The sequence below is a fragment of the Mycobacterium sp. DL592 genome, assembly GCF_011694515.1.
GTDB lineage: Bacteria > Actinomycetota > Actinomycetes > Mycobacteriales > Mycobacteriaceae > Mycobacterium.
The window spans coordinates 5,061,084-5,080,022 of record NZ_CP050192.1 but is presented as its reverse complement, the minus strand read 5'-3'; the positions used below and the strand labels follow the sequence as shown (position 1 = coordinate 5,080,022).

Below are 18,939 nucleotides of genomic sequence, written 5' to 3'. Positions count from 1 at the left end.
TCTATCACCTCACCGGAACCGGGTGAGATAGGTCCTCTCGTCCCAGGTGGACAGGAACTCGGTCGCGGCCTCGTAGCCACGGGTGTAGAGCGCGTCGATCTCAGGCTTGGAAATGTCGAAATCGAGCACACCGACGCCGGTGGAGTCGACGCGGACAGTCCGTGCGCTCACCCACGGCAGGTTGAGGTACGCCTGGTCCCGGCCGACGAGGATGGTGGTGATGACGTCCTCGAGCAGGCTCGGACCGCCGAACAGCTGCAGGGGCGCCAGCGCGGGAATGACCTTGTGGTTGTTCTCCGGCAGGTTCGGCAGCAGCGTCACACCGAAGGTCGGCCAGCGCGGCTTCCTGCCGTCACACCGGTCGAGGGAATCGATCGGGTAGTTCGACAGCAGCCCGCCGTCGACGAGCGTCGACTTGCGCCCCGCCGCACTGGACAGTGTCACGGGGCGGAACACGAACGGAATCGACATCGACGCCCGCACCGCGTCGGCCACCAGCTGCTCGTCGGGGTCCAGGCCGTACACCCGGCGGTAGTCCCACGGCAGCCGCACGAGCTGGCCGGTGGTCACGTCGGCGGCGGTGACGACCAGCCGGTAGCGCTGTTCCTCGGGAAGATCGTCGTCGTCGAGCTTGAGGTCGGCGAATGTGCGCACACCGAGCTTGGCCAGCTGCTCGGCGACGAATGTGCGGGCATAGGTGCCCTGGTAGATGCCATTGCCCTGGAGGATCGCCCAGGACGGTCCGAGCAGCGGAACCCGTTCAACCGGGCCGGGATCGCGAAACTTGCGGTAGTCCAGGCTCAGCGCAAGTTCGCCGACCTGCTGCGGGGACATCTGCCCGTCCTTGGCTGCGGCGGCCACCAGCGCGCCGACGATGGAGCCGGCCGACGAACCGGCCACCCGGTGCGGGCGGTAGCCCGCCTCCATGAGCTTGACGACCGCTCCCACCAGGCCGATGCCCTTGACACCGCCACCGGCCAGGACGAGGTCTACCGGCTTGGTCGCCGATGTGGCCATGACGTTCCCCTCTGCCAGACAGTCGCCTTCGAGTGTCCCCTGCCGCACCGACACCGAAACACGACCGGTGGTCATCTAATTGCTGCCAACCAGCGATCAAGTGCTGCCAGCGGAACTAAACGGCTGACATGGCGACGTTGTGAGGGACAGGCCGGTACGAGAAGGTCCTCCGGCCATCGAGGAAGAGGAACACAAAGTGAAGAAGTTTGCAGTCACCAGCGCCATCGCCAGCGGACTCGTCGCCGCCGCCCTGAGCATTGCCGCGCCGGCACAGGCTGATTTGGGCCACAACACGTGGGTCAACCAGATCGCTCCGTCCGCGACCGCGCCTCAGGTGGACACGTCGGTACACAGCAGCCACTGACCGAACCGCACGACAAGAGGGGCACCCCATTGGGGTGCCCCTCTTGCTGTGCGAGGAACCGGGTCTGGCGATCACTCGGCGTGGTGCCACTGGTGGTGGTGATGGGCCGGGGTGCCCGGCGCATCCTTCGAGAAGTCCTGGTGGGGGAAGCTCTCGTGGTGGGCCGGCTGGCTCAGGTTCGCGCCGTTGTCGGGGGCGCCGGTCGCGGCATAGCTGGTGCCTGCGGCGCCGATGGCGAACAGGGCGGGGGCTGCGGTCAGCATCGCGCCGGCGGCCAGTCGCTTCATCCAGATGGTGGTCATGTGTCTCTCCCTTGTCTTGTTCTTCAGCTCGTTCGCTGTTGATACAAGAATCACTGACCTGGGCGTTTACCTCCTCGGGCAAACCAACGATGTAGTTGATGGCGCGCTTGTCCCCCGATCAGGGGACACGACGTGTCCACCGATTGGGGGACATGCGGTCAGGACAGGATCGCGTCGATCGCCCGGTAGATGCGTTGTTCGCTGACCGGCTTGGGGGTCCCGAGTTGCTGGGCCCACAGACTCACCCGGAACTCCTCGATCATCCTGGCGATGTCGCGCACATCAGATGCCGCTGCGCGCGCCGGTGAAAGTGCTTGCAGCAGTTCGGTATACGCGTCGCGCACGGCGTGCACCCGCGCCATGCGGTCACGGTCGGCACCCAGCGCATGCGGTAGCCGTTCGAGGCGGCGGACGACGGCGGTGAGGTACCGGGCAAGATCTGCGAGGTGCGCCGCCCCGGTGGCGGTGACGAAGCGCTCGGGCAGCAGCCCCGCGAGCTGGGCACGGATATCGGCCACCGCGTCGGCATTCGACGAAGACGGCCGCTCGGGTAGCGCCACCTCGACCTCCTGCAGCGCCACCAACACCTTCTCGACCCGGCCGAGCACCTCACGCGTCGTCCCGGGCAGTGCCGTGCTCACCCGGTCGCGCAGGACGCCGAAATCGGCTTTGGTCCACACCGGGGCGGTGGCCAGCACGTCGACGGCGGCGTCGGCGCAGTCGTCGAGCAGAGCGGCCAGCGTCCCGTCGGGATTGGTGGCGAGCACCAGACGGGTCCGCGGATCCAACGCCTTCTCCAACGACTTGACCGGGGAGGCGACCGCAAGCCGCAATAGTCGCCGCAGACCTGCCGCCATCGCCGGATCGCGTTCGGACTCGGTGGCGAACACCCGGATGTCGACGGTGGCGCCGGCGTCGACGAATCCCGGGTAGCCCTTCACGACGTGCCCGCCGACGGCACGTTCGACGCTGCGCGGCAGTGTGTCGAGGTCCTCGGGCCAGCCTCGCAGCCCGGCCCGTTCCAGGTCGGCGCCCACGGTTCTGGCGACCGCCTGGCGCGCCGAGCCGGCCAGTTTGTCCTGGAGGACCTCGAGGTCCTTGCCACGGGCCACCTCGGTACCGTCGGCGCCCTGGACCGCGAAGGTGACCCGCAGGTGCGCGGGCAGCTTGTCCAGATCGAACGCGCTGATCGGGACGAGAACACCGGTGCGCCGGTGCAATTCGCGTTGCAGCGTCTCCAGCAGGGGTGCACCGTCGGGGGTGATCGCAGACAGCAGCGCCTTGGCGGTGTCGGGTGCGGGAACGAAGTTGCGCCGCAGGTCTTTCGGCAGCGACCGGATCAGTGCGGTCACCAGCTCCTCACGCAGTGCAGGCACCTGCCAGCCGAACTCGTCACCGCCCAACCGGGCGAGCACTTCGACCGGCACGTGCACCGTCACACCGTCGTCGGCAGCGCCCGGCTCGAACCGGTAGCTCAGCGGCAGAGACAAGTCGCCGGCCTGCCAGGTGTCGGGACGGTCGGCGTCGGCGTCGTCGACCCGCAACAGGTCATCGCGGGTGAACGTCAGCAGGTCCGGGGTGCGGTGACGCTGCTTCTTCCACCAGCCGTCGAAGTGGCGCACCGAGACCACGTCGGCGGGAATCCGGCTGTCGTAGAACGCGTAGATCTCGTCGTCACCGACGAGCAGGTCGCGGCGTCTGGCACGCTCCTCGATTTCGGCCAGTTCGGCGCGCAGCGCCGTGTTGTCGCGGAAGAAGTGATGCCGGGTCTGCCACTCGCCGTCGACCAGGGCGTGACGGATGAACAGCTCACGGGACACCGCCGGGTCGACCTGGGCATAGCTGACCCGGCGGCGCGGGACCAGCGGCAGACCGTAGAGCGTCACCCGTTCGAAGGCCATCGCGGTGCCGCGCTGGGCATCCCAGTGCGGCTCACTGTAGGTGCGTTGCAGCAGATTTCCCGCCACCTGCTCGACGATGTCGGGATCGATACGCGCGGCGATGCGCCCGTAGAGCCGGCTGGTCTCCACCAGGTCGGCCACCACGATCCAGCGCGGCGGGCGTTTGGTCAGCACCGAACCGGGCGCCAGCACGAACTTCGAGTTGCGGGCGCCGGTGTAGTCCCGCGAATCACCTTCGCGCAGGCCGATATGCGAGAGCAGGCCCGCCACCAGCGCCGCATGGACCCGGGCGGGATCGGCCGGTTCGCGGTCGTCGGACTCGCGGATGCCGATGTCGCGGGCGATGCTGCGCAGCTGCCCGGTGAGGTCCTGCCATTCCCGGATGCGGAGATAGTGCAGGAACTCGTCGCGGCACATCCGCCGAAACGCACTGCCGGACAGCGTCTTCCGCTGCTCCGTGAGGTAGCGCCACAGGTTCAGATAGGACAGGAAGTCGGAGTGTTCGTCGGCGAACCGGGCGTGCTTCTGCCGGGCCGCCTCCTCCCGATCCGCGGGGCGTTCCCGCGGGTCGGGGATGGACAACGCCGCGGCGAGTACCAGGACTTCCCGCACGCACCCTTCGCTGTCGGCCTGCAGAATCATCCGGCCCAGCCGCGGATCGACCGGCAGCTGCGCGAGCCGGCGACCGATGTCGGTGATCTGCCCCGCGTCGTCGAAAGCCCCCAGCTCCTGCAGCAATTGGACGCCGTCACGGATGCTGCGCCGGTCCGGCGGGTCCAGGAACGGAAAGTCCTCGATGTCGCCGAGTTGCAGGGCGGCCATCTGCAGGATCACCGCGGCCAGATTGGTGCGCAGGATCTCCGGATCGGTGTAACGGGGGCGTGCCTGGAAGTCGGCCTCCGAGTAGAGCCGGATGCACACCCCGGGCGCCGTGCGTCCGGAGCGGCCGGCACGCTGTGCCGCCGAAGCCTGCGAAATGGGCTCGATCGGCAAGCGCTGCACCTTGGTTCGCCTGCTGTAGCGCGAGATTCGTGCCGTTCCGGGGTCCACCACGTATCGGACACCGGGCACCGTCAGCGACGTCTCCGCGACATTGGTGGCCAGCACCACCCGCCGGCCGGTATGCGGCTGGAACACCCGCTGCTGCTCGGCGGTCGGCAACCGCGCGTACAGCGGCAGCACCTCTGTATTGCGCAACCCGCGCAACGCTTCTGCGGTGTCGCGGATCTCGCGCTCACCGGACAGGAACACCAACACATCGCCGGGCGGTTCGGCTTCCAGTTCGGCGATCGCGTCGACGATCGCCTCGGTCTGGTCGCGTATCTCGGTGCGGACGATCTCGTGATCGGGATCGTCGGGGTCGTCGACGTCATCGGCCGTGACGGCGACTTCCAAAGGGCGGTAACGGATCTCGACGGGGTAGGTGCGGCCGGAGACCTCGACGATCGGCGCACCACCGCTCCGTCCAATTTCGGCACCGCCGAAGTGGGCCGCGAACCGCTCAGGCTCGATCGTTGCCGAGGTGACGATGACCTTCAGGTCGGGCCGGCGCGGCAGCAGCTCACGGAGGTAGCCGAGCAGGAAGTCGACGTTGAGGCTGCGTTCGTGGGCTTCGTCGAGGATCAGGGTGTCGTAGCGCAGGAGCCGCCGGTCGCGCTGGATCTCGGCGAGCAGGATGCCGTCGGTCATCAACTTGACCAGCGTGCGGTCGCTGGCCTGGTCGGTGAACCGCACTGTGTAGCCGATCGCCTCGCCCAGCGGGGTGCCGAGTTCGTCGGCGATCCGCTGGGCGACGGTGCGGGCGGCCAGCCGGCGCGGCTGGGTGTGGCCGATGGTGCCTCGGATTCCGCGGCCCAGCTCCAGGCAGATCTTGGGCAGCTGGGTGGTCTTGCCGGACCCGGTCTCCCCCGCGACCACCACGACCTGGTGCTCGCTGATCGCCCGGGCCAGATCGTCGCGGCGCTCGCTAACGGGCAGATCGGGGTAGGTGATCGCCGGCACGGCCGCCGCCCGGGTGGCGACCAGCGCCTCGGCGGCGGCGACCTGCTCGGCGATCTGCGCGACCTTCTCCGGGGTGACGTCGCGCAGCGACTTGAGCCGACGACCCAGCCGGGCGGCATCGCGGATGGTCAACCCGTCGAGGCGGGCGCGCAGCGCGCGCACCTCGCGCAACTCGTCGCTGGACCGTTCGGACACTCTGGCCAGGATATGCGTAGGCTCGCAACAAATGACCATTGCCATCGTCGTGGGTCTATTGCTTGTGGGCCTCGGGATCGTGGCCAGCCAGCTGTTTCGGCTCAAGGATTGGCTCAATCGCCAGCCGCCGCCGGCTGACGACCACCCCGACGACACCAGCAGTTGACCGAGCTGCCCAACGCCGTCCGGACCATGGCCGGCCGCGGTCCGCGGTGGGCGGCGTGGGTCGCCGCGCTGCCCAAGCTCAGCCGTGAGGCGCTCGCCCAGTGGCAGCTCACCGCCGAAGGGCCCGCCAACCACGGCCACTGCTCACTGGTTGTGCCGGTGCGCACCACGGGCGGGGCCGCGGCGGTGCTCAAGATCAGCTTTCCCGACGACGAATCCGAACACGAACACCTGGCGTTGCGGCGCTGGGGCGGCGACGGTGCGGTGCGGCTGCTCAGTGCCGATCCGCACCGGCGCGCGCTGTTGCTCGAGCGGCTGGACTCCACCGACCTCACCGGTCTGCCCGATGTCGAGGCGTGTGCCGTCGTCGCCCGCCTGTACCGGCGCATCCACGTCCCGGCCATGCCTGCGCTGCGGACGCTGACCTCCTACGTCGAGCGCTGGAACAGCGAGCTGGCGGAGTTGCCCCGCAGCGCGCCGATCCCCCGCCGGCTGGTGGAACAGGCGTTGGCCCTGGGCACCGACCTGACTGCGGACCACACGCCGCTGCGCGTCATCCACACCGACCTGCACTACGCGAATGTGCTTGCCGCCCAGCGGGACCCGTGGCTGGTGATCGACCCCAAGCCGGTCAACGGCGACCCGCACTACGAGATCGCCCCGATGTTGTGGAACCGCTGGGGCGAGCTGGCCGGGGATGTCCGCGAGGGGGTGCGGCGCCGGTTCTACACGCTGGTCGACGCGGCCGGGTTCGACGAGGACAGGGCACGGGCGTGGGTGGTGGTCCGCATGGTGCACAACGCGATGTGGGCGCTGCAGGACGGTCCGCACGCCGATACCGGCTGGCTCACCACCTGCATTGCGCTCGCCAAGGCCGTCCAGGCGTGAGACGTCACCGCGGCGGGTCGCCGCGCCACATGAAGCTGTTGACGTACTTGCCCATGTCCTGGGCGATCTGAAGGTTCGCCGCCGACGGCGGCCCCGGCCCGAAGTCGGGACCGAACTGGTGGAACGGCCCAACCGCACCGGCCACCAGGGCCAGGTCGTTCTTCACCGCGACGATGAGGATGATCCGCAGATGCTGCGAGTCGTTGCTGGTTCCCTTCGGCCAGTCGTCGGCGACCTCGCCGTAGCCCGGCTGGTAGCCGAGGATCGCATTGGGCAGTTCGTAGTCCTTCACGGCGTCGGGAAACTTGTCGGCCAACAGGTCGTCGGCGACCTGTCGGGCATCGCGGCCGCGGGCGGGTTCGCTGAACAGCCGCAGCGTGCCGCCATCGCCGCCGTTCCAGTCCGCCGTGACACCCATAGGTTCCTTGGTCACCTGGTAGGCGCTGTCCGGCCCGGGATAGGACACCGCGAACGATCCGTCCGCGGCGAAGAACCGCGGGTTGGTCGCCACCGGCAGCCCGGTGGGCGGGCCGCCGCAGTCGGGCGGGCAGATGTAACGGGCGGGGCCATGGCTGATACGTGTCGTCAGGATGCTCAGCGCCATCATCGCCAGCACCAGCAGGATGACCCACGTTCCCACGGTCGCGAAGTAGGCGGGACCGCGCAGCCGGTGCGCCCGGTACCGTCCCGGCGGCACGGCGTAGCCGGAGAATGCCTCCTCGCCGGATTCGGCCACCTCGGTCATCGATCCAACGCCTTGAGGACGAGCAAATCCTTCATCAGGTTCTCGACGTTCGGGCTGCCCAGCCCGGTGATCATGTCGTAGCCGGGCAGCACCGGGGTGACGGCGTTGGCGCCCAAGGCGATGTCGCGGAAGGCCGGCAGCCCGACGCCGCGGGACAACTCGTAGAGCAGCGGGTTCAGATCACCCAACTGGGCAAGCCCTCGCTCGACGAGGAACTGGTTCATCACCGCGGCAAGGCCGGCCCAGACCGGCGCGGACTGCGACGTGCCCCCACCCACCAGCACCTGCCGGTTGAACACGAACTTGACTCCGGTGAAGGGGTCGGCGACCGCCGCTACATCCGGAACCAGCCGCTTGTCGTGGGGTCCGGCATGCTCGAGACCCACCTGCCAGGCCGGGCGCCCGAACAACGCCGAGGATCCGCCCCCACTGCCCTGGGTCAGCGGCACGTCGTACCAACCCTGTTCGGCCAGCCACCGCCCGTCGGCGTCGGTCGACAGCGTGGTACCGCCGACGGCGGTCATCTCCGGAAGTGAGGCCACCGCGTCGACGCCGACGTCGTCCGGGCTGGGTGTGTCCGACCAATCCTTGCCACCCTTGCACTCCAAGCCGGCGAGGTCGCCGCTGGCGTCGAACGCGGTGGTGCCGTTGCGGTGGGCGCGCGACAGCGCGGAGCGGACCGGTGCCAGATCCGCTCGGGTCATGATGCGGTCACACCCCCAGCCGATCGAAAAGCTCCAGACCGCACCGGGATAGCGCTGATCGATCGAATCCATCAGCTTGCCGATCTTGACGTAGGCGTTGTCGCCCTCGACTGTCGAGCGGGCGTTGACCAACACGATCTTGGCCGCGGGCGCAACGGCATGGATCAGCTGAATGTCCATGGTGGCCTCACCCCGTCGGGGCTCTGGCATGCCGCCGACCACCTCGGGGGTGAACCGCGGCAACGTGAACCAGTCGGCGAAGCTGTCCATGTCGCGCTGGTCGAACCCGTCGAAGGCGAACACGGCGACGGTTTGGCCGGCGCCGTTGTAGCCGCCGGCGGCCAGCGCGTCGACGTTGTAAGCGGTCAGCAGTTCGGTCGGCAGCAGGCCGCCGTCGGGGACGTCCAGCGGGGGCGTGGGCGGGACGCCTTCGTGATACGGCGTATAGCCGAGAATGCGGCCGAGTTCGGCGACCTCGCCACCAACTTCGCCGGGAACAGCCGGCTGCTGCGGCGACGCGTAGAACACGTTGCCGCCCTTGCCCCGGTAGTCGTGGACAGCCACGTCCAGGGCGCCGGCGACGAGGCGGGGCGGGCCTTCCACGGTTGCCCACGGATCACCGTCGCGCCACTGCACCGCCAGGCCGCGCTCACGGGCCCACGACATCAGTGCCACCGGTTGGGACGAGTCGCGCAATTCGGCTGTCAGTCGCACCAGATCCGAGCGGGCCGGCCCGAGGTCGACGAACTGGGCGAGCAGTCTGGCGTACGGCCCGCCGATGCGGTTGAAGGGCAGCGGCGGTGTCACCCGGTCGGCGACGAGTACCGCGACGACCACTGCCAGCACCACCGGCAACAGCATCCTCCGAACAGGACGCGGGGTGCTCATGCCCACAGCATCACCGGCAGCCGCGGTGAGAACAAGTCGACGGACCGCGCGTCGCCTAGTCTGATGCGCTGTCGGCGGAAAACCTGGCAAGGAGGCGCGGTGGCACGCACACCGGCGGTGTTGACGGTCCTGACTGCGGCGATGCTGGCTGCCGGCTGTGGCGGGCACACCACCGGGCCCGTTGCGTCGTCAACCACTCCCGAGACGACGACCACGACCCCGACGACCCCGACGAGCTCGACGCCCGCCGCAGCCGAGCCGGCCGGCCGGATGGTGGTCAGCTATGAGGAGGCGACCACACCCGAGGCGATCAAGGGCCGAGATCTCATGGCGCGCACCCATTTTCTCGACGATGTCGCCGCGGCCGTCACCGAGAGCTTCCGACTGCCGTTCGACATCCCGGTGGTCGGATCGCAGTGCGGCGAAGCCAACGACTTCTGGAACGGCGACGAGAAGAAGCTGGTGATGTGCTACGAGGACGTCGACGAGAGCATCCGCGTCTTCACCGAGGCCGGCGACCCCGATCCGGCGGACACCGCACGGCGCATCGGGATCGCATCGTTCTTCCACGAGCTCGGCCACATGGCGATCGACATCTACGACCTGCCGGTGACCGGCCGCGAAGAGGATGTGGCCGACCAACTTTCGGCCTACGAACTGCTGGCCCCCGATGACGCCGGCAAGGTCGACCCCGATTACGTACAGGCCGCCCGGGACACCGCCCGCGAGTACAGCGTGCTCAGCGAGGAAGGCGGCGAGCTGGAGAAGGAAGCGTTCGCCGACGTGCACACCATGGATCGGGCCCGCGCCTACAACTTCGAGTGCTGGATCTACGGGTCGGACCCGAAGGCCAACGCCGACATCGTCTCCGACGGATCGCTGCCCGAAGATCGGGCCGAGGGATGCGAGCAGGAGTGGGAGCAGCTGACCCGCGGCTGGAGCACCCTGCTGGAGCCCCATCTTCGCTAACGGCGGTGACCTACAGCGGGATGGTGAGCTGATTGCGGATCAGCGGCGCGATCTGCTCGGCTAGGTAGGCATGTCCGGCATCGTTGGGGTGAACCCCGTCGGAGCCGATCAGATCCGGCCGCCCGACGAACCAGCCCTCGGCCAGCGGATCGACGAAGACAGCGCCGACAGCCCTGGCCTGGTTGCGCAAACTGTCCCGAACCGCCAGCACCGTGTCGGGTGGGTTCGCGGTGGGCCAGGGTGGCCCGATCACCAGGAGCTTCGCCGCCGGCGCGACCCGACGCGCGATCTGGAAGGCCTCGCTCACGAGTACCGGGAACTTCTGCTGGTCGGCCGGTTGGTCGTTGCGTGAACCGAAGAAGACCACCAGTTGGTCGTCGCGTTTGACGGCCCTGACGGTCAGGTCTTCGAAGATGCTGCCCCGGTTTCCGCGGATCGCGTAGCCGGCCCCGCCTTCGGCGGCCACGTCGGCGTCGACTCTGAATCCCTGCCCATCGAGCATCTGCCAGGCTTGCGCGGTCCAGGATTGGGGCCCACGGCCGCCCTCGTCGGTGCCGGTGGTGTACGAGTCGCCGATCACCGCGACACGGTTGTCGGCCGACCCGCGGTTGACCAGTTGGTACGCGTGCGTCGCCGGGGAGTGACCGACGACAGCGCCGAGCACCACAGCAGCCGAGAACACCGCGGCGGCGGTCCGAATTAGTGCTTCCCTCAGGGACAAAGAGACACCTCACTGGTTCGTGTCCCGACCGTCGAATTCTACGGCCTGCCGGCGGCGGTCGCCGCTCAACGCGCCGTCGCGCACACCGGAAGGCGTTGCAGCACAATACGGCTGGACTGGGAGCTAAGTCACCCGGCGCGCGCCGAACGCGGCGGGCGGCTGTCGATCGATGCCACCCGTCCCCCGGCGGGGTCGGGCGGCAGTTCGGCGCGGATGGTCTTGACGTCGCGGAAGTCGACCATGCGCCGCATCCACCGCCGAGCCGGCTCCTCGACACCGTGGTACAGCAGTGCCGCACCGGCCAGCGCGGCCACGATCAATCCGAGCACGACGAGTTTCGCCATAACCATGGAGAAGTCGAGCTGATACTCGGCGACCATCCAGTTCCACGCCGTGTGCACCAATTCGTGGACCATGTACAGGCTGAACGAGATCTTGCCGCCGTAGATCAGCAGCCGGGTGGACAGCACGGCGGGCAGGCTGCCCACCCCGATCGCCAGCGTGACGACCAGCGGCATGAACAACACGACGACCACGCCACCGGGATCGATCATCCCGTTGACCGGGTTCGCGTCGTAGTAGTAGAGGATCCCGACGACCGCCGCGGTGATCAGCACCGCGCAGTAGCCGGCCAGGCGGCGGCTGCGATCGGTCAGGCGTAGCCGGCGGACGGCGGCACAGGCCAGCGCGCCGGCCAGGAACTGGGCCACGATGCGCGGCAGCCAGCTCCACGGCGTATAGAAGTGTCCGCTGGCCAGCAGCAGGATGGTCGGAGGCAGGGATGCGACGAACGCCATCAGCAGCAGTCCCCGCGCCCGCGTGACCGTGGCCATCCGGAAGATCACCAGCACCGCCATGCCGAACACCAGGTAAGCCAGCCATTCCGCGCTGATCGACCAGGCCGGGCCGTCCCAGCTGGTCCCGTCGAAGAACGGCTCGAACCACAGCTGCACCATGAACAGCTGGCGCACGTAGCTGATCGCGGTGAGCTTCTCGACGTCCGGGGACGGCACCGTGCCCACGTGCAGCGTGAAGATGATCCACAGCGCGGCGATGTGCATGGTCACCAGGTAAACCGGCCACACCCGCGACAGCCGCAGCCACAGGAAGTGCAGCGTCGCCCGGGTGGACCAGGACGGCCCCATGCGCTCCAGATAGTTCCAGGTCAGGACGAATCCGCTGAGGATGAAGAACAGGTCGACGCCTTGGGCTCCGGCGTTGAGCAGCGGTGCCAGATCCTCCTTGAGGCGTGGCGACGCCGCCCAGATCAGCGGACGAAAATGGAACAGGACCACCCACAGGGCGGCGACGATGCGGAGGCCGGTAAGCGCTTTGATCTCTCCGGTTCGCACGACACCCATTTCCGATTTCTTGCCGATCTCGACGTCACATCGGCGACCCTGCCGACCGTCCGCCTCCCCGCCATCACGTCATCGGCGACCGCCAGAGTTTATCAGCGGGCACCCGCCGACCCCGGTTGCGCAAGCCTGTGTGGTCGCTGAAAGACGGGATCGACGGAATGCCGAATCCGGTCCACCCAACGGTCCTACAGTGACGCCATGCAGCGCCTCTCCGGCCTCGACGCGGCGTTCTGGTGGGCCGATACGACCACGTGCCCGATGCATATCGGCGCGCTCGGTGTCTGCGACCCGACCGGCGTGGCGGGCTTCAGCTTCGAGACCGTTCGCGAGCTGATCCTGGCCCGGCTGCCGGAGATTCCGCTGCTGCGGCATCGGGTCGCCGGGGCACGCCACGGACTGGATCGGCCCTGGCTCGTCGAGGACACCGGGCTGGATATCGACTATCACATCCGGCGCGTTGCGTTGCCCGCCCCGGGCGGTCGGCGCGAACTCGAGGTGCTGCTGGGTCGTTTGATGTCCTACCCGTTGGACAAGACGCGCCCGCTGTGGGAGCTGTGGTTCATCGAGGGCCTCGAGGGCGGCCGGGTGGCGTACCTGACCAAGATGCATCACGCGATCGTCGACGGGGTTTCCGGTGCGGGGCTCAGCGAGATCCTGCTCGACGTCACCCCCGAGCCCCGGCCACCGGCCGCCGCCGCGGACGACGACCCGGGCGAGCACCTGCCCGGGGTGGAGCGGCGCGCCCTCGGCGCCTTGTTCAACCTGGCGGTCATGACGCCCTACCGCGTCATGCGGGTGGTGCAGCAGAGCGTCACCCAGCAGCTGGCGGCGCGGTCGGTGACCAACAAACCCCCGAACTTCTTCGACGCACCGGCGACCCGCTTCAACACCGCGCTGACGGCCAGGCGCCGGGTGACCTCCACCAGCCTGCCGCTCGACCGGGTCAAAGCCGTCAAGGACGTCTTTGGCGTGAAGGTCAATGATGTTGTGCTAGCGACTATTTCGGGAGCGTTGCGCCGCTATCTGCTGGAGCGCGGCGAGCTGCCGGACCGCCCGCTGGTGGCCCAGATCCCGGTGTCCACCCACACCGAAGCCTCCACCGGTGGCAACCAGATCACCTCCACCACGGTCAGCCTGGCCACCGATATCGAGGACCCCGCCGAACGTATCGCGGCGATCTACGAGAACTCCCAGGGCGCCAAGGAGATGGCGCGGACGCTGTCGGACCATCAGCTCGTGGGATTGACCGAGACGACGCCGCCGGGCCTGCTCGGATTGGCGGTGCGGGCGTACTCGGCGGCGCATCTTGGGGATCGGGTGGTGCCGATCAACCTGGTGGTCTCCAACGTGCCCGGGCCGGACTACCCGCTCTACCTGGCCGGCGCGCCGGTCGAGCGGCTGGTCCCGATCGGCCCGCTGATGCTCGACGTCGGCTTGAACATCACCTGCTTCAGCTATCGCGGGGCGCTGGATTTCGGTCTGGCCAGCACTCCCGAGATCGCCGGGGACATCGACGAGATCTCCGACGCACTCGAGCCCGCGCTGCGCGAACTCGAAGTCGCCGCAGGTCTGGTACCGGTGCCCTGAGGATCAGGGATTCTGCGCGAAACCCCAGCAAGTGCCCTGGTGAGAGAGGTTGCAGGGCACGCCGTTCATGGTGGGGATCTGGCCGGGCGCGATGTTGGTCGTCACGTCCGAGGGATTGATCACCGTGGGCGGCTGCCCGCCGGACTGGCCTGCCGTGCACACGCCGGGGAACCGGGTCGGCACCGTCCCGGTCGGGCAGTCAGCCGAGGCCGGCGCGGCCAGTGCCACCGCGCTGAGGGCAAGCGACACCACACCCAACCCGATGACGACCCGTTGCTTCACAGTCACTCGATTCCGCCTTCAGGGCCGTCCACGGCCCACCCAAACCTAACCACGTTATCGGCGCCGCAGCTACACCCGTTACCCGCGCCCGACGGTTGCGGCCACCGGGTTCAGGGGCTGAGCAATCCCGCTTGCGGTACTGCGATCGACGGCACGGCAGTGCCGCTCAGCGTGTTGAGCGTGCCCGACGCCTGGTTGGCAGTGTTCAGCAGTTGCATGAGCGGCCCGAAATTTCCGTTGGCCAGCTGCGTCATGACTGCCGGGCATTGGGACTGGATGGCCTGCTCTGCGACGAATCCGGTGACCTGGGACGCGAGGCCCCCGTGGCCGCTGGCCTCGGTGGCGCCGGATACCAGGCTGCTCCCCGGCTTCACCAACAACGGGCAGATCTGTTGACCGATCTGTTCGATCAGCGCCGTGATAGGTCCGCCGTTTCCGATCCCGACAGTGCTCAGCACACCGGTGAGGTCGGTCGGGTCGGCGTGGGCCTGCGCCGGCCAGGTGGTGGCGGCGACGAACACCCCGGCGGTGACAGCGAATATCTCGAAGCGGAAAGCGCCCATGTGGTTCCCTCATCTGGCTCTGTCGGCTCAGAAGCAAGAGCCACAAACATCACTTTGGTAACAATGGGCTACTTGAGTCACGACACGGCCACAGAGCTATAAAGGTTCGACGCCTATGCGTTTCCTCTGCGTGATCTGTGCGGCACGGCTACGAAACAGCCTCGCCCCGACGGCTACAACGCGTCCTGGATGTCGTTCTTGAGCGCCTCGGCCTGGGTTCCGAACACGGCTTGCACGCTGTTGCCTACTTCGATGACACCGGCTGCCCCCAAGGCCCGTAACCGATCGTGATCCACCTTGGTGGGGTCGGCGACCTCCATCCGCAGCCGGGTGATGCAGGCATCGACGGTGCGCAGGTTCTCCCGGCCGCCGAAGGCGGCGATCAACTGCTCGGCCTTGGTGTCGACGGTGGCCGGCGCCGTGGCGACCGCGGCCCCGGCGGCGACCGAGGTGGCAGATTCGGTGCCCTCGCTGACGTTGGCCTTCTCCTCGGCCTCGAACTCGCCCTCGGGCTCACGCCCGGGTGTGCGCATGTTCCACTTCGTGATCGCGAACCGGAACAGCAGGTAGTAGACGGCGAAGAACACCAGACCCATCACAATCAGCAGCGGAATGTTCTTGGCTGCGGGGGCGGTGCCGTAGAGCAGAAGGTCGATCAGCCCCGCCGAGAACGAGAACCCGAGGTGGATGTCGAGCAGGTAGGCGATCGCCAGTGACAGGCCCGTCAGCAGCGCGTGCACGACGTAGAGCGGGAATGCCACGAACATGAAGGCGAACTCGAGTGGCTCGGTGACACCGGTGAGGAACGCCGTCAGCGCCGCAGCCGAGAGGATGCCGAAGGCGACCTTGCGCTGTTTCTTGTTGGCGACGTGGATCATCGCCAGCGCCGCGGCGGGCAGACCGAACATCAGGATCGGGTAGAAGCCTGAGGTGAGCAGGCCGGCGCTGGGATCGCCAGCGGCGAACCGGCTGAGCTCACCGGTGACGACATGCCCATCAGAGGTCGGGTAGCTGCCGTAGATGAACCACACGTAGGAGTTCAGGATGTGGTGCAGCCCAAGGGGAATCAGCATGCGGTTGGCGAAGCCGTAGACGAATGCCCCCAGCGCGCCCGCCCCGCCGATGAACTTGCCGAGGCCGGTGAGGCCGGCGTCGAAGACCGGATAGAAGTAGCTCATCGCGAAGGACACCCCCAGCGACACCAGCGACACGACGATCGGCACGAAACGGCGGCCGCCGAAGAAACCGAGGTAGGACGGCAGCTTGATGGTGTGATAGCGGTCGAACAGCCAGGCGGTGAGCAGGCCGATGATGATGCCACCGAACACGCTGTAGTTGATCTGAGCCTGCTCGCCGGCCTTGTCGAGTTGTCCCTGGAGCACGACCGGCGACATCGTCTTGAACACCGCCTGCATCACCAGGTAGCCGACGGCCGCCGACAATGCCGTGGAGCCGTCTGCCTTGCGGGCGAATCCGATGGCGACGCCGACCGCGAACAGCAGCGGCAGGTTGGTGAACAGCGCACCGCCTGCGGCGCTCATCGCCTGGAAGAACGATCCGATGACGGGTGCCTTGATCCGGCCCAGCAGGTCGTTCTGGCCCAGGCGCAGCAGGATGCCTGCCGCGGGGAGGACGGCGATGGGCAGCATCAAACTCTTGCCGAGCCGCTGCAACTGCGCGAAGCCGGGGATTCTCAATCCCGATTTGCGTTGTGCCCCTGCTCCTTTGGCTGCCTCACTCATATTCGGCTGACCTCCCTATGTCGCAGCTCAGCGGAAGCTTAAACCACAATGGCTGCACGTGAGCGGCTGTTTCGGCCACGGCGGCGAGCGTCGAGTCACTATTCTTTGACCACCAGAGCCAAAGGAGTCGCCGTGAGCAGCACGCCTGTCCTCGCACCGGTCGCCGGACGCGCCGTCGCGCTGGCTGACATTCCGGATCCGGTGTTCTCCCAAGGGATGGTCGGATACGGCGCCGCGGTCGACCCGCCCCACGAAGTCCTCGACGCGGTCGCACCGGTCAGCGGGCGAATCCTCAAGCTGATGCCGCACGCCTACGTCATCATGACCACCGACAACGTCGGCGTCCTGGTGCATCTGGGCCTGGACACCGTCGCGCTGCAGGGCCAGGGATTTCACGCCCACCTCGCCGAGGGCGACACCGTCACCGCCGGGCAGAAGGTGATCACCTATGACGTCCCGTCGATCGTGTCGGCGGGCCTCAATCCGATCGTCCCGGTGGTCGTCATGGACGAACGGGAGCCGGGTAACGTCGTCGCCGGCGAGGCCGTCGTGGCCGGCGCTGGAATTGATGTGGGCTCAACGCTTTTCACCGCAAACAAATAGGAGCTCGTGGTGGAGGTCATCATCACCGAGGACGCCGGGCAGATCGGCGTTCTGGCCGCCGACGCCATCGAGGCGCTGCTCGTCGGCAAGCCCGCGGCGGTGTTGGGATTGGCCACCGGCTCCTCGCCGCTGGCCATCTACGACGAGCTCACCGCGCGTTACGACGCAGGCCGGATCTCGTTTCGCCAGGCGCGCGGGTTCACCCTCGACGAGTACGTCGGCTTGCCCGCCGATCATCCCGAGCGCTACCGCAATGTCATCGACTCGGTGTTCGTCTCCCGCGTCGACTTCGCGCCCGGCGCGGTCGACGGCCCCGACGGGCTGGCCGCCGACATCCCGGCATCGTGCGCGGCCTACGAGGCCGCGATCCGGGCGGCCGGCGGGGTGGACCTGCAGATCCTGGGGATCGGCACCGACGGGCACATCGGGTTCAACGAGCCCGGCTCGTCGCTGGCCTCCCGCACCCGGATCAAGACCCTGACCCGGCAGACCCGAATCGACAACGCCCGATTCTTCGGCGGCAACGTCGATCTGGTGCCTACTCATTGTCTGACCCAGGGTCTGGGCACGATCTCCGAAGCTCGCCACGTCATCCTGGTGGCCACCGGACGCGCCAAGGCCGAGGCGGTGCATCAGCTCGTCGAAGGGCCCGTCAGTGCGATGTGGCCGGCCACGATCCTGCAGCACCACCCGCACGTGACGGTGCTGCTCGACGGCAGCGCCGCGCGCCGTCTGCAGCTCGCCGACTACTACCGCGAAACGTATCTGTCCAAGCCCGACTGGCAGGGCATCTGAGTGCTGCTGACCGCCGCGACCATCCTTACCGGCCGAGAGTTGTTGCGGCCGGGCTGGATTGATGTCTCCGGGACCACCGTGCGAGCGACTGGCGCCGGTGCGCCGCCGCGCGCTGCCGACCGGGATCTGGGTGCGGCGACCGTGGTGCCCGGGTTCGTCGACACCCACGTGCACGGCGGCGGCGGTGCGGACTTCTCGGCAGCCGACGGCGCGGCGACTGCGGCCGCGGTGGCAATGCACCGCGCCCACGGCACCACGACGGTGGTGGCCTCGCTGGTCGCCGCGGGGCGCGCCGAGCTGGTGGATCAGGTACGGGCGCTGGCCGATCAGGTGCACGACGGTGTGATCGCCGGTATCCATCTGGAGGGTCCGTGGCTGGCAGTCGGGCGCTGTGGGGCGCACGACCCGGCGCTGTTGCGCGATCCCGATCCCGCCGAAGTGGAACGCGTTCTGGCCGCCGGCGACGGCACGATCCGGATGGTGACGCTGGCGCCGGAGCGCACCGGCGCACTGGCCGCCATCGAGCGCATCGTGGCCGCGGGTTCGGTTGCGGCACTGGGCCATACCGATGCCACCTATGAGCAGGCCCGGGTGGCGATCGAGGCCGGGGCGACGGTCGGCACACATCTGTTCAACGCGATGCGCCCGATCCACCACCGCGAACCGGGCCCGGTGATCGCCCTGCTGGAGGATCCGCGGGTCACCGTCGAGGTGATCACCGACGGGGTGCACGTGCACGGCGCGCTGTACCGGCACGTCGTGCGCAGTGCGGGACCGGATCGGGTGTCGCTGATCACCGATGCGATGGCCGCCGCGGGCATGGCTGACGGGTCCTATCGGATCGGGACACTGGCCGTGGACGTCGCCGACGGGGTGGCACGGCTTACGGGCACCCAGACCATCGCCGGCAGCACCGCCACCATGGACCGGGTCTTCCGGTTCGCCGTCGAGCACAGCGGGCTGCCCCGAGACGAGGCACTTCAGCACGCGGTCGCGGCGTCATCGCGCAATCCCGCCCGGGCCCTGGGCCTTCCGCCGCCGGACCTGGTCGCGGGCGCCCGCGCCGATCTGGTGGTCCTCGACGATGCGCTGACGGTGGCCGCGGTGATGCACGGCGGTCGGTGGCAAACCCCCTGATCACAAAGG

At 68.2% G+C, this 18,939-nt stretch carries 18 protein-coding genes; 8 read left to right on the top strand and 10 right to left on the bottom strand.

The annotated features are described in order from the left end of the window. Nucleotides 1-9: 9 nt before the first annotated feature. Nucleotides 10-1,017 carry a patatin-like phospholipase family protein gene (locus HBE64_RS24305; RefSeq protein ID WP_167108329.1) on the bottom strand — a complete coding sequence of 336 codons (1,008 nt, stop codon included), beginning with the start codon at nt 1,015-1,017 and terminating at the stop codon, nt 10-12. Between the two features lie 196 nt (nt 1,018-1,213). Between HBE64_RS24305 and HBE64_RS24300 the strand changes: the two genes are divergently transcribed. Next, entirely contained in the window at nt 1,214-1,381 is a 168-nt protein-coding gene (locus HBE64_RS24300; protein WP_167108326.1) for a hypothetical protein, read from the top strand. Between the two features lie 71 nt (nt 1,382-1,452). On the opposite strand, the gene HBE64_RS24295 is transcribed toward HBE64_RS24300, so the two are convergent. Both HBE64_RS24295 and hrpA read right to left on the bottom strand, forming a co-directional pair. Then, on the bottom strand, nt 1,453-1,683 hold the full coding sequence (locus HBE64_RS24295; protein ID WP_167108323.1) for a hypothetical protein: 231 nt from the start codon (nt 1,681-1,683) through the stop codon (nt 1,453-1,455). A gap of 158 nt (nt 1,684-1,841) precedes the next feature. Next, nucleotides 1,842-5,819, bottom strand: a complete 3,978-nt coding sequence (gene hrpA / locus HBE64_RS24290) for an ATP-dependent RNA helicase HrpA (protein WP_167109599.1) — start codon at nt 5,817-5,819, stop codon at nt 1,842-1,844. Here hrpA and HBE64_RS24880 point away from each other — a divergent pair. Together HBE64_RS24880 and HBE64_RS24285 are read left to right on the top strand one after the other, a co-directional pair. After that, complete coding sequence (locus tag HBE64_RS24880) at nt 5,812-5,946, top strand: hypothetical protein (protein WP_256367280.1); 135 nt, start codon at nt 5,812-5,814, stop codon at nt 5,944-5,946. The two genes, hrpA and HBE64_RS24880, sit on opposite strands and share 8 nt — an antisense overlap. Continuing rightward, the gene (locus HBE64_RS24285; RefSeq protein ID WP_167108320.1) at nt 5,943-6,833 is read left to right on the top strand and encodes an aminoglycoside phosphotransferase family protein; all 891 of its coding nucleotides are present in this window, start codon (nt 5,943-5,945) and stop codon (nt 6,831-6,833) included. The genes HBE64_RS24880 and HBE64_RS24285 overlap by 4 nt, the downstream gene beginning before the upstream one ends. Before the next feature lie 4 nt (nt 6,834-6,837). Here HBE64_RS24285 and HBE64_RS24280 read toward each other — a convergent pair whose 3' ends face one another. Beyond that, the gene (locus HBE64_RS24280) at nt 6,838-7,578 is read right to left on the bottom strand and encodes a hypothetical protein (protein ID WP_167108317.1); all 741 of its coding nucleotides are present in this window, start codon (nt 7,576-7,578) and stop codon (nt 6,838-6,840) included. Continuing rightward, nucleotides 7,575-9,170, bottom strand: a complete 1,596-nt coding sequence (locus HBE64_RS24275) for a S53 family peptidase (RefSeq protein WP_243841444.1) — start codon at nt 9,168-9,170, stop codon at nt 7,575-7,577. The genes HBE64_RS24280 and HBE64_RS24275 overlap by 4 nt, the downstream gene beginning before the upstream one ends. A 141-nt stretch (nt 9,171-9,311) precedes the next feature. Between HBE64_RS24275 and HBE64_RS24270 the strand changes: the two genes are divergently transcribed. Next, nucleotides 9,312-10,139, top strand: a complete 828-nt coding sequence (locus HBE64_RS24270; RefSeq protein WP_167109597.1) for a DUF4344 domain-containing metallopeptidase — start codon at nt 9,312-9,314, stop codon at nt 10,137-10,139. 10 nt (nt 10,140-10,149) lie between these two features. Here the strand turns inward: HBE64_RS24270 and HBE64_RS24265 are convergent, their stop codons facing one another. After that, nucleotides 10,150-10,854 (bottom strand): GDSL lipase, encoded by a 705-nt coding sequence (locus HBE64_RS24265; RefSeq protein WP_167109596.1) that lies wholly within the window; start codon nt 10,852-10,854, stop codon nt 10,150-10,152. Between the two features lie 134 nt (nt 10,855-10,988). Next, nucleotides 10,989-12,221 carry an acyltransferase gene (locus HBE64_RS24260; protein ID WP_167108314.1) on the bottom strand — a complete coding sequence of 411 codons (1,233 nt, stop codon included), beginning with the start codon at nt 12,219-12,221 and terminating at the stop codon, nt 10,989-10,991. Nucleotides 12,222-12,419: 198 nt separating this feature from the next. On the opposite strand from HBE64_RS24260, the gene HBE64_RS24255 reads away from it, so the two are divergent. Beyond that, nucleotides 12,420-13,808 (top strand): wax ester/triacylglycerol synthase family O-acyltransferase, encoded by a 1,389-nt coding sequence (locus HBE64_RS24255; protein ID WP_167108311.1) that lies wholly within the window; start codon nt 12,420-12,422, stop codon nt 13,806-13,808. Between the two features lie 3 nt (nt 13,809-13,811). Here the strand turns inward: HBE64_RS24255 and HBE64_RS24250 are convergent, their stop codons facing one another. The 3 genes from HBE64_RS24250 to HBE64_RS24240 all read right to left on the bottom strand — a co-directional run bounded on the left by HBE64_RS24250 (nt 13,812) and on the right by HBE64_RS24240 (nt 16,395). Continuing rightward, nucleotides 13,812-14,096 (bottom strand): hypothetical protein, encoded by a 285-nt coding sequence (locus HBE64_RS24250; protein WP_167108308.1) that lies wholly within the window; start codon nt 14,094-14,096, stop codon nt 13,812-13,814. Nucleotides 14,097-14,200: 104 nt separating this feature from the next. Beyond that, nucleotides 14,201-14,653, bottom strand: coding sequence for a DUF732 domain-containing protein (locus HBE64_RS24245; protein ID WP_167108305.1), 453 nt, complete (start codon nt 14,651-14,653; stop codon nt 14,201-14,203). A 173-nt stretch (nt 14,654-14,826) separates the two neighbouring features. Then, on the bottom strand, nt 14,827-16,395 hold the full coding sequence (locus HBE64_RS24240) for a PTS transporter subunit EIIC (RefSeq protein WP_167108302.1): 1,569 nt from the start codon (nt 16,393-16,395) through the stop codon (nt 14,827-14,829). A gap of 132 nt (nt 16,396-16,527) precedes the next feature. On the opposite strand from HBE64_RS24240, the gene HBE64_RS24235 reads away from it, so the two are divergent. The 3 genes from HBE64_RS24235 to nagA are packed head-to-tail and all read left to right on the top strand — an operon-like array spanning nt 16,528 to nt 18,930. Beyond that, nucleotides 16,528-16,998 carry a PTS glucose transporter subunit IIA gene (locus tag HBE64_RS24235; protein WP_167108298.1) on the top strand — a complete coding sequence of 157 codons (471 nt, stop codon included), beginning with the start codon at nt 16,528-16,530 and terminating at the stop codon, nt 16,996-16,998. Nucleotides 16,999-17,007: 9 nt separating this feature from the next. Then, nucleotides 17,008-17,793, top strand: a complete 786-nt coding sequence (gene nagB, locus HBE64_RS24230) for a glucosamine-6-phosphate deaminase (protein WP_167108295.1) — start codon at nt 17,008-17,010, stop codon at nt 17,791-17,793. After that, the gene (gene nagA / locus HBE64_RS24225; protein WP_167108292.1) at nt 17,794-18,930 is read left to right on the top strand and encodes an N-acetylglucosamine-6-phosphate deacetylase; all 1,137 of its coding nucleotides are present in this window, start codon (nt 17,794-17,796) and stop codon (nt 18,928-18,930) included. Nucleotides 18,931-18,939 lie beyond the last annotated feature (9 nt).

Coding starts and splice junctions, on each gene's coding strand:
- HBE64_RS24305 (WP_167108329.1), bottom strand. CDS start 1,017: ATGGCCACATCGGCGACCAAGCCGGTAGACCTCGTCCTGGCCGGTGGC.
- HBE64_RS24295 (WP_167108323.1), bottom strand. CDS start 1,683: ATGACCACCATCTGGATGAAGCGACTGGCCGCCGGCGCGATGCTGACC.
- HBE64_RS24880 (WP_256367280.1), top strand. CDS start 5,812: ATGACCATTGCCATCGTCGTGGGTCTATTGCTTGTGGGCCTCGGGATC.
- hrpA (WP_167109599.1), bottom strand. CDS start 5,819: ATGGTCATTTGTTGCGAGCCTACGCATATCCTGGCCAGAGTGTCCGAA.
- HBE64_RS24280 (WP_167108317.1), bottom strand. CDS start 7,578: ATGACCGAGGTGGCCGAATCCGGCGAGGAGGCATTCTCCGGCTACGCC.
- HBE64_RS24275 (WP_243841444.1), bottom strand. CDS start 9,170: ATGAGCACCCCGCGTCCTGTTCGGAGGATGCTGTTGCCGGTGGTGCTG.
- HBE64_RS24270 (WP_167109597.1), top strand. CDS start 9,312: ATGCTGGCTGCCGGCTGTGGCGGGCACACCACCGGGCCCGTTGCGTCG.
- HBE64_RS24260 (WP_167108314.1), bottom strand. CDS start 12,221: ATGGGTGTCGTGCGAACCGGAGAGATCAAAGCGCTTACCGGCCTCCGC.
- HBE64_RS24255 (WP_167108311.1), top strand. CDS start 12,420: ATGCAGCGCCTCTCCGGCCTCGACGCGGCGTTCTGGTGGGCCGATACG.
- HBE64_RS24245 (WP_167108305.1), bottom strand. CDS start 14,653: ATGGGCGCTTTCCGCTTCGAGATATTCGCTGTCACCGCCGGGGTGTTC.
- HBE64_RS24240 (WP_167108302.1), bottom strand. CDS start 16,395: ATGAGTGAGGCAGCCAAAGGAGCAGGGGCACAACGCAAATCGGGATTG.